The organism is Nitrospirae bacterium YQR-1 (genome assembly GCA_039908095.1).
In the GTDB taxonomy this organism is placed as follows: Bacteria; Nitrospirota; Thermodesulfovibrionia; order Thermodesulfovibrionales; family Magnetobacteriaceae; genus Magnetomonas.
The window spans coordinates 1-2,297 of the sequence record JAMOBJ010000062.1 but is presented as its reverse complement, the minus strand read 5'-3'; the positions used below and the strand labels follow the sequence as shown (position 1 = coordinate 2,297).

The 2,297-nt window shown below is 43.6% G+C and carries 2 protein-coding genes; both read left to right on the top strand.

Annotated features, from left to right (window positions below):
* Positions 1–1,166 (top strand): glycogen synthase (locus H7844_15785; GenBank protein ID MEO5358740.1); only part of this gene is annotated, 1,166 nt, incomplete at its 5' end.
* Between the two features lie 168 nt (positions 1,167–1,334).
* Complete coding sequence (locus tag H7844_15780) at positions 1,335–2,264, top strand: DUF4912 domain-containing protein (GenBank protein MEO5358739.1); 930 nt, start codon at positions 1,335–1,337, stop codon at positions 2,262–2,264.
* Positions 2,265–2,297 lie beyond the last annotated feature (33 nt).

The window sequence follows — 2,297 nt, the reverse complement described above, 5'->3', positions numbered from 1 at the left end:
ATTATGGTGCGGGTGACGACGAGGAGCGTTTTGCATTTTTTTCTGTTGCAGCAGTGGAGTTTTTGCTGCAGGCGGGTAAACAGCCGGATGTTATTCACTGCCATGATTGGCAAACAGCTCTCATACCGGTGCTTTTGCGATACAAATACAGAAACACTTTCCTCTCACAAACGAAGCTCTGCTATACAATACACAACATAAAACATCAGGGCAAGGTGCCGCACAAATTGCTGGATACGGCAGGGCTCAATCCGTCAACTTACAAGGAGTTGGATGCGATGGCTGATATGTCTGCGCCGGAGTTTATGAACCTGATGAAAGGCGGTATTGTTTATTCCGACTACGTTACCACCGTATCCCCTAAGTATGCCGTGGAGACGCGGACATCCAAACTGGGAGAGGGGCTTGAGAGCGTGTTATCTTCATATGCGTGGAAATATGAGGGGATAATTAACGGAGTTGAGTACGACATATGGAGCCCGGAAACTGACCCTAATATAGCCTTCAACTACAGTGTGGATACCATCGAGGATAAGTATAAAAATAAAGAACAGCTCAGAAAGAAATTATCGCTGAGGAATGTGTTTAAGCCTATAGCTGCCGTTGTGGGACGGCTTGACGCCCAAAAAGGTGTTCACCTTATCAGACATTCGTTACTATATTGCCTCAACAAGGGGATGCAGTTTGTTCTGTTGGGGTCGTCACCGGATAAAGAGATAGACGAGTATTTCCAGCACCTGAAGCCTTATCTCAAACGCAACCCTGACTGTCACCTGAACCTCAGTTATGACGAGGAGCTCTCACATCTGATATATGCCGGTGCTGATATGATACTTATCCCAAGCCTTTTTGAACCCTGCGGCCTTACTCAGATGATAGCAATGAGATATGGCACTGTGCCGATAGTCAGAAATACCGGCGGGTTAAGTGATACAGTGTTTGATGTGGAAAACTCACAAAAGCCGGTAAGTGAACGAAACGGCTTTGCTTTTGAAGATTTCAGCTATGATGCTATAGAGACGGCTCTGACAAGGGCTCAGTTTATATGGAACGAAAAACCATACACATTCAGGGAAATTATGATAACCTGCATGAAAACCGACTATTCATGGAAACACTCCGCCGACAGATACCTTGGCATCTATAGTAAGATGATAGGCAGGTGAGTTTAATATTCACGTTTTATATATAGCAAAATGTAAAAAACGTTCCGATTGGAAGTCCGTTATATGGGCATTTGAAAGCTATCAATAAGAACATACTTTAGAACATCACTATAGATAGTATTGTGTGGTAAAGTATTGTGTGGTAAATATACTTTAAAAGGAGAATGTATGGAAGCAAATTCCGTCAAAACTATAATAGGAGAACCTAAAAAGCCGGAGGACGGCCACGGAATAGGTTTTTTTGTATCAGATTCCATAAAATATCCAATAGTTGAACAATACGAGATTCCTTCCAGATATAATATTGATACCTTAGTGCTGTTGCCGGTTAATGAGCAGAGCATATTTCTATATTGGGAATTAACGGATAAACTGTTGGGGGCAAATCCGGATTCGGCGCAACTGACGATAAAAGTTTATGAGGTGAAAGCCGGTAAGAAAACCGGTAATAAAGAGATATATTCAACAACAGTAACGGGGTCGGTGGGTGAAATACACATAGACACAGGTGAGGCATTCAGGCCGATGGCTGCGGCGATAGGGGTAGATTCCGGCGGTGCATTCAAAGAGCTGGTTAAGTCAAATCAGGTGAATATACCGTCGTTTTCTGTGCTGGGGCTGAAAGAGGAGTTTTTCAGCAACGGGATAATATCACTTCAGGCGGAGAAGCCCAAAGAGGAGCCTGTTGCAGAGGGAGGGACCTCTGAGGGGGATAATGTACCGATGGAGCATAAAAGTGATGTAGAGGTGTTTCAGGGCAGGTCGGAGAATTTCGAGAAAGAGATGGAAATAGCCGCCCAGCTTCTTGATATAAGAAACAAGGATACGCAAAGCATAGAGTTGTTGTTTGGATTATTGGAAAGACTGAGGAATTTCTCCAGTGAGGACAAGGCATTGCTGGAGATAATAAAAAGGTTTTATGAGGCAAGGGCGGAGGATGTACGGTTATTGCATCTTTTCCTTGAGTTTATAAAGTTTTTGGGGATGCAGGATGATAATAAGAAAGCGATTCTTGAGTACTTTGAAAGACTGAAGGATGCATCTGCAGGGTCCGGCTCCAGCGAGATGTTGAATAAGGATAAGGAGGCAGGCCGATGATTAAAGGATATTGGTTACCTGTTTTGCATTCAC

Excerpts from the sequence above, each read along its gene's own strand:
- H7844_15780 (MEO5358739.1), top strand. The coding sequence starts at position 1,335 with ATGGAAGCAAATTCCGTCAAAACTATAATAGGAGAACCTAAAAAGCCG.